We start from the raw sequence: 5,622 nt of genomic DNA on the forward strand, positions 1-5,622 counted from the left end.
GGGAACATCTTCCGGACGCTCCGCGTCCACCAATGATCCAGCACTCACTTTTGAATACTATTTTTTCTGGTATTTCTCCATTGCCAAAAGTGAGTGCTGGATCCAGATACGCTCCCACGCATAGAGTGTTTTTTTCCACAAAGTAACATCGCCAAATATCTCACCTACACGATCTGGACCCGGATCAGCAGCAGATAGGCAAGCATGACCACGCCAAGCAGGTACATCATCAGATTCGCCTCCCTGGGGCGACCCGCCAGGAGTTTGACAACCGGGTAGCTGATGAATCCAAGTGCCAGCCCATCAGTTATGGAATTGGTCAGCGGGATGCCCAGCATGATCAGAAACGCGGGCAGGCTTTCGGTGTAGTCGTTCCAGTCGATCATCAATATGCTCGTGCACATGAGCGTTCCCACTACCACCAGGGCTGATGCCGTAATCGGGGCATAGCCTCCGACCATGGCCGCAAGAGGGGCAAAGAACAGCGCTAAAATAAACAGGATCGCCACCACCACGGCGGTCAGCCCGGTGCGTCCGCCCTGCTCAATTCCAGCGGCGCTTTCGATGTAGCTGGTCACGGTGCTGGTCCCGAACAGGGAGCCGATGATGGTAGCCCCGGCATCGGAAACCAATGCCTGGTTGGCCCGGGGCAGGACGTTGCCGCGCATGAACCCGCCCCGTTCCGCCACACCCACCAGCGTGCCGATGGTGTTGAAGACGTCAGTGAAGAGCAGGATAATGACAAACGGCAGGCAGACCAGGCTGAAGGCGGTACGGATATCCAGCTGGAACATGGCCGCGTTTTCGATCCGGGGCAGGCCGATGAACGTGCCGCCCCAGTGGACCTGTCCGAGGGCCCAGGCAAGCGCCGTGGACAGAAGAATGCCGATCACGATGGCCCCCCGGACCTTTCTGGCCATCAAGGCGGAGATGACCAGCAGGCCGAAGGTGAACACCGCAATGTCAGCGGTCATGAAATCCACGTTGAGCCCGACAAACGTTCCCGGGGCCGCGATGAGGACCGAACCGTTCCGAAGCCCGATAAAGGCGATAAACAGGCCGATCCCGGCCGCGATTCCGTTTCTCAGGCTTGGACTGACGGATTCGATGATCGCCTGGCGTACCTTGAGCAGGGATAGAATCAGAAAGCCCACGCCCGAAAGAAAGACAATGCCCAGCCCGGTTTGCCATGGGTTGGTAATGCCAAGGGCAGCCAGGCTCATGACAATGGTCACGAAAAGGTAATTGTTTCCCATTCCTGGCGCCTGGGCAATGGGATAGCGGGCGTAAACGCCCATAATAAACGTCCCGGCTGCCGCGGCCACGCAGGTTGCCAGGAGCACGGCCTGGTGATCGAGGCCGGTGGGGTTCCCCAGGAAATCAGTGGCCAGGATCGCCGGGTTGACGAAGATGATGTAGGCCATGGTCAGAAAGGTCGTCAGCCCGGCAGTGACCTCTGTACGCACACTCGTGTTGTTTTCGGATAAACGAAAGATTTTGTTCAGCAGTGCAGCCATCCAGCACGTCCTCCCTTCAAAAGTCCTCCATTCAACCAGCAGTGCCGATCCAGCCCTGTCACTATTCCAGACCTGGACGTCATGACTGGTGCGATCCAGGCTGGTCGGAGATTTTCCGGGTCAGGGTTTTTCCTGCGACGTTTGCATATCGCACCAGAGCAAACAGGCAGCCCAGCGATGTCACCACACCCAGAATATTTGCGAATTCAGCGCTCAGGTTAAATCCGATGTCCGCCTGGGCGATGAAAGAAATGCACACAGCGGTCATAAATGCCGCCGGAAGCGATGCCATCCAGTGAATTCTGCCGGAACAAGCCAAAAAAATGGCTGCCGCCCACAGTACCATCATGGCCAGAAACTGGTTGGTCCAGCCAAAATACCGCCAGATGATCTGAAAATCCTGGGTGGAAATAATGTATGCCGTCAGGAACAGGGGGATTAGCAGCAAAAGGCGGTTGAAAGGCCTTGCCTGGTTCAGGCGGAAGGTTTCGGCCAGGATCAGCCGGGTTGAACGAAAGGCAGTGTCCCCTGAGGTAATGGGCAGAACAATGACTCCGAGAATGGCCAGCAGCCCGCCCACAGGCCCGAGCAGCGATCGGCAGACCTGGTCAACCACCAGTGACGGCGTGCCGGCCTGTATGACCTGGTAGAGCGCTTCAGGACTTTGATAAAACGACATGCCGGCGGTCGCCCAGACCAGGGCGATGGTGCCTTCGGCGATCATTCCCCCGTAAAATACAAGGCGGCCTTTTTTCTCATTGACTATGCACCTGGCCATGATGGGCGACTGTGTGGAGTGAAACCCGCTGATGGCGCCGCAGGCCAGGGTGATGAAAAGCATGGGCCAGATTGGAAGATGACCGGGATGGGTGTTTTGAATGGGATCAATACTGGGCAGGATATGCATGTCAGAAAACGCCATGCCTGCAGCGATGCCTACGGTCATGAATAACAGGAGCAGACCCAGGAAAGGGTAAACACGCCCGATAATCTTGTCCACGGGCAGAAAAGAGGCCAAGAAGTAATAGCCGAAGATGCACCCCACGAAAAGCTGGACATTGAGCCCGGTCAGGCTGCCCAACAGGTTGGCCGGGCCCAGGATGAAGACCACGCCCACCAGGATCATGAGCACCATGGATATCACCCGCATGACCATTTTTGCGGGCATTCCCATGAACTTGCCGATCACTTCGGGCAAGGAAGCGCCCTTGTTTCGAAACGAGAGCATCCCGCTGTAATAGTCATGAACAGCCCCGGCAAAAATGGTCCCGATCACGATCCAGAACAGGGCAGCGGGCCCGTAAAGGGCCCCAAGAATGGGGCCGAATATGGGGCCGAGCCCGGCAATGTTGAGAACCTGGATACAGAATGCTTTCCACGCGGGCAGGGGAACATAGTCGACGCCGTCAGCCATTTCCCGGGCAGGAACTGCTCCGCCGGGATCGCTGCCGAATGTCTTTTCCACGAATCTTGCGTAGGTGAAGTATCCGGCAATCAAAAACAGGATGCAGAAGATTAAATATGCCATTAAACAAAACTCCTGCAAGGTTCATGGAACAACAGGTTGTTTCATTGATTTCAAGGACGGAAGCAAGCGGATTTTGTTTGAAATTTGTGCTAAACGCCTATTGACGCACAGCAAAATAATGCTATACAGGGTCAGTATTTTTTACAAGGAAATATCAATTATGAAAAAAATATTCTTTCTGTTCCTGCTGTTTTTCTTTTTTTCGGCTGATAACGCTTTTGCCTGGGGTCCCATGACCCACACTCATTTTGCCTTTGAGATTCTCCGGGCCGCCAGCTTGCTGCCAGTTGCCGTGTATTCTCTGTTGACGGCCTACTCCACCAATTTTATCTACGGTTCGGTGGTTGCGGATTACTTTCTAGGCAAACCGGGACATAAAAACCCCCATGACTGGGAAACCGGGTTTATGTTGCTGCAGGCTGCGGGCAAACGCACCGACCAGGCTTTTGCCTGCGGTTTTCTGAGCCATCTGGCTGCGGATACCGTGGCTCACGGCAAGATGAACCTGGGGGCAAAGGGCAAACTGGGCCATGCCTGGGTGGAGATGGAATCCGACAGCCTGGTGACCAGGCAGTGCTGGCCGGCAGTGGTCCGACTGGACAAGACCCGCCTCAAGTCAAACGACCGGCTGGCCGGGAAGGTCATCGATCCCAGAGATTGCCGTTCCAGGGGATTTCAGGGAATCTACCGGGCCTGCCTGAGCATGTCCGGACTAAACCGTCGCCGCATCACCAGTTATTACAGCGAGGATTTTGACACGTATCACAGCATGTCCGTGCAGCGCGCTATTGACGTCCTTAGCCGCAAAGAATCCAGCATATACGTGCAGATGACGCCAAACATCAAAAAAAAGACAAAGATGCTCACCGCACTTAAAAGCATCCTGGCCTGAAAATTATTTCCTCGGACCAAATACCATTCAAAATTACACGTGATTGCGCAGCTTCAGTTCCATGGGATGAGGATTCAGATACACCTGTTCTTTGAGGTAAGGCTGTTGATATTTGCGAACGTAGTGATTCAGAAGGGTTACAGGCACAATGAGAGGCACCTGGGATTTCTGGTAATTGCTGATGACTTCCAGTAATTCCTGCTTTTCATCGCTGCTTAGATCCCGCTTGAAGTATCCCATAACGTGCTGCAGCACGTTGACGTTCTTTTTTATAGTGGAAGCAAACTTCAAGGCAGCCATGAGCTTGCTGATATACAGGGATGCCAGTTCATCCGGCGGCGTTTTCCCGGCCCCGGCCACCATTCTGCCCAGTTCCCGGTAGGCATTTACATTGTGTGCCATGAGAAGCAGCTTGTGCCTGGTATGATAATCCACCAGCCTGGAAGTGCTTAAACCTTGTTCCATATGTTGCATCCACCTGCCGAACACGAAAATCCTGGTGATGAAATTTTCCCGCAGCATGGGATCATGCAGCCTGCCCTCCTCTTCCACCGGCAACAGGGGAAAGCGCTCCATGAACATCCCCGCGAACATCCCCCGGCCTTTGGGTACCGGGTGCCCTTTGTCATTGTAGACCTTAACCCTTTCCATGCCGCTGCTGGGTGATTTGCTCTTGAAAATAAACCCGCACAGCCTCTCCTGTTCCAGTTCATCAAGCCTCCTGGACGCCCAGTTCTGCATCATCTCTGTATAGTCTTCGCCCGACTTCTGGGTGACCAGCCTGGGGTTGTCCACATCACCCACCAGGCGCAGAGCTTCCCTGGGAGTGGACATGCCTGACTCCGTTTCCGGACACACTGGCACATAACTGACATACTTACCCAGCAGATCCCGAAGGTACCTGTCCAGCTTGTGCCCACCGTCATAACGCACGTTTTCGCCCAGAAGGCATGTACTTATTCCAATTTTCAAATGCTTCTCCTTTATCTAAAAACTCAATAAATTTCGCACAATAATTTGGATTTATTACATTTTTACATACTTCATATGTCCAGATGTGCTTTGCACAAATTTCGGAACATGTTTTTTCATTTTCAAAGAAAGCCAGGAGGTTTTGCCCACGGAACTCACTGAAGCACACTGAAGTTTTTTCTTATCGCTCCCCACGCTCTGCGTGGGAGCGTATCTGGATCCAGCACTCACTTTCGGCAATGGAGAAATACCAGAAAAAAAGTATTCAAAAGTGAGTGCTGGATCATTGGTGGACGCGGAGCGTCCGGAAGATGTTCCCACGCAGAGCGTGGGAACAATAAAGGAAATGATGCCCCGAAGGGGCCACATTTTCCGTGCAGGGGCGCGGAAAAAGCCTAGACGCTTAGCACAAATTTCAAGCCAACATGTTGGTCGTTAAAATCGGTTCGTGGTTCCTGGTTACCTTTTGTTCCCAAGAAAGAAAACAAATCCGAAGAATTTTCTGCATAGCAGGGTTTAACCGGGCCTGCTCCCTTGTATAGGATCACGGGCACGGTGTAAACTCCCTTCCTTTTCTTCCGGCACTCATGAATGCCGGAAGAAAGTGAGTGCTGGAGTGATTACCTTTTGGCCTGGCTTCCGCCTGTCACGCCTGTGGCGTGATTTAATTGCTCGCAGAGCAAGCCCGAAGGGCATTAAACTGGGAGCCAGGA

The 5,622-nt window shown here is 53.5% G+C and carries 4 protein-coding genes; 1 reads left to right on the forward strand and 3 read right to left on the reverse strand.

Annotated elements, in window-relative coordinates:
* Positions 1 to 164 precede the first annotated feature (164 nt).
* The gene (locus QZP87_RS11380) at positions 165 to 1,517 is read right to left on the reverse strand and encodes an NCS2 family permease (RefSeq protein ID WP_291323043.1); all 1,353 of its coding nucleotides are present in this window, start codon (positions 1,515 to 1,517) and stop codon (positions 165 to 167) included.
* Positions 1,518 to 1,596: 79 nt separating this feature from the next.
* A complete protein-coding gene (locus tag QZP87_RS11385) occupies positions 1,597 to 3,045 on the reverse strand; it encodes a carbon starvation CstA family protein (protein WP_291323044.1) in 1,449 nt (482 codons plus the stop codon).
* Positions 3,046 to 3,205: 160 nt separating this feature from the next.
* Between QZP87_RS11385 and QZP87_RS11390 the strand changes: the two genes are divergently transcribed.
* Positions 3,206 to 3,937 (forward strand): zinc dependent phospholipase C family protein, encoded by a 732-nt coding sequence (locus QZP87_RS11390; RefSeq protein WP_291323045.1) that lies wholly within the window; start codon positions 3,206 to 3,208, stop codon positions 3,935 to 3,937.
* Between the two features lie 33 nt (positions 3,938 to 3,970).
* On the opposite strand, the gene QZP87_RS11395 is transcribed toward QZP87_RS11390, so the two are convergent.
* Positions 3,971 to 4,909, reverse strand: a complete 939-nt coding sequence (locus QZP87_RS11395; RefSeq protein ID WP_291323046.1) for a DUF523 and DUF1722 domain-containing protein — start codon at positions 4,907 to 4,909, stop codon at positions 3,971 to 3,973.
* Between the last annotated feature and the right edge of the window lie 713 nt (positions 4,910 to 5,622).

Origin of the sequence: Desulfonatronospira sp., assembly GCA_003563255.1 — a bacterium.
Lineage (GTDB): Bacteria > Desulfobacterota > Desulfovibrionia > Desulfovibrionales > Desulfonatronovibrionaceae > Desulfonatronospira.

Bases quoted from the DNA above. Each gene is read 5' to 3' on its own strand.
- QZP87_RS11390 (WP_291323045.1), top strand. From the start codon at position 3,206: ATGAAAAAAATATTCTTTCTGTTCCTGCTGTTTTTCTTTTTTTCGGCT.
- QZP87_RS11380 (WP_291323043.1), bottom strand. From the start codon at position 1,517: ATGGCTGCACTGCTGAACAAAATCTTTCGTTTATCCGAAAACAACACG.
- QZP87_RS11385 (WP_291323044.1), bottom strand. From the start codon at position 3,045: ATGGCATATTTAATCTTCTGCATCCTGTTTTTGATTGCCGGATACTTC.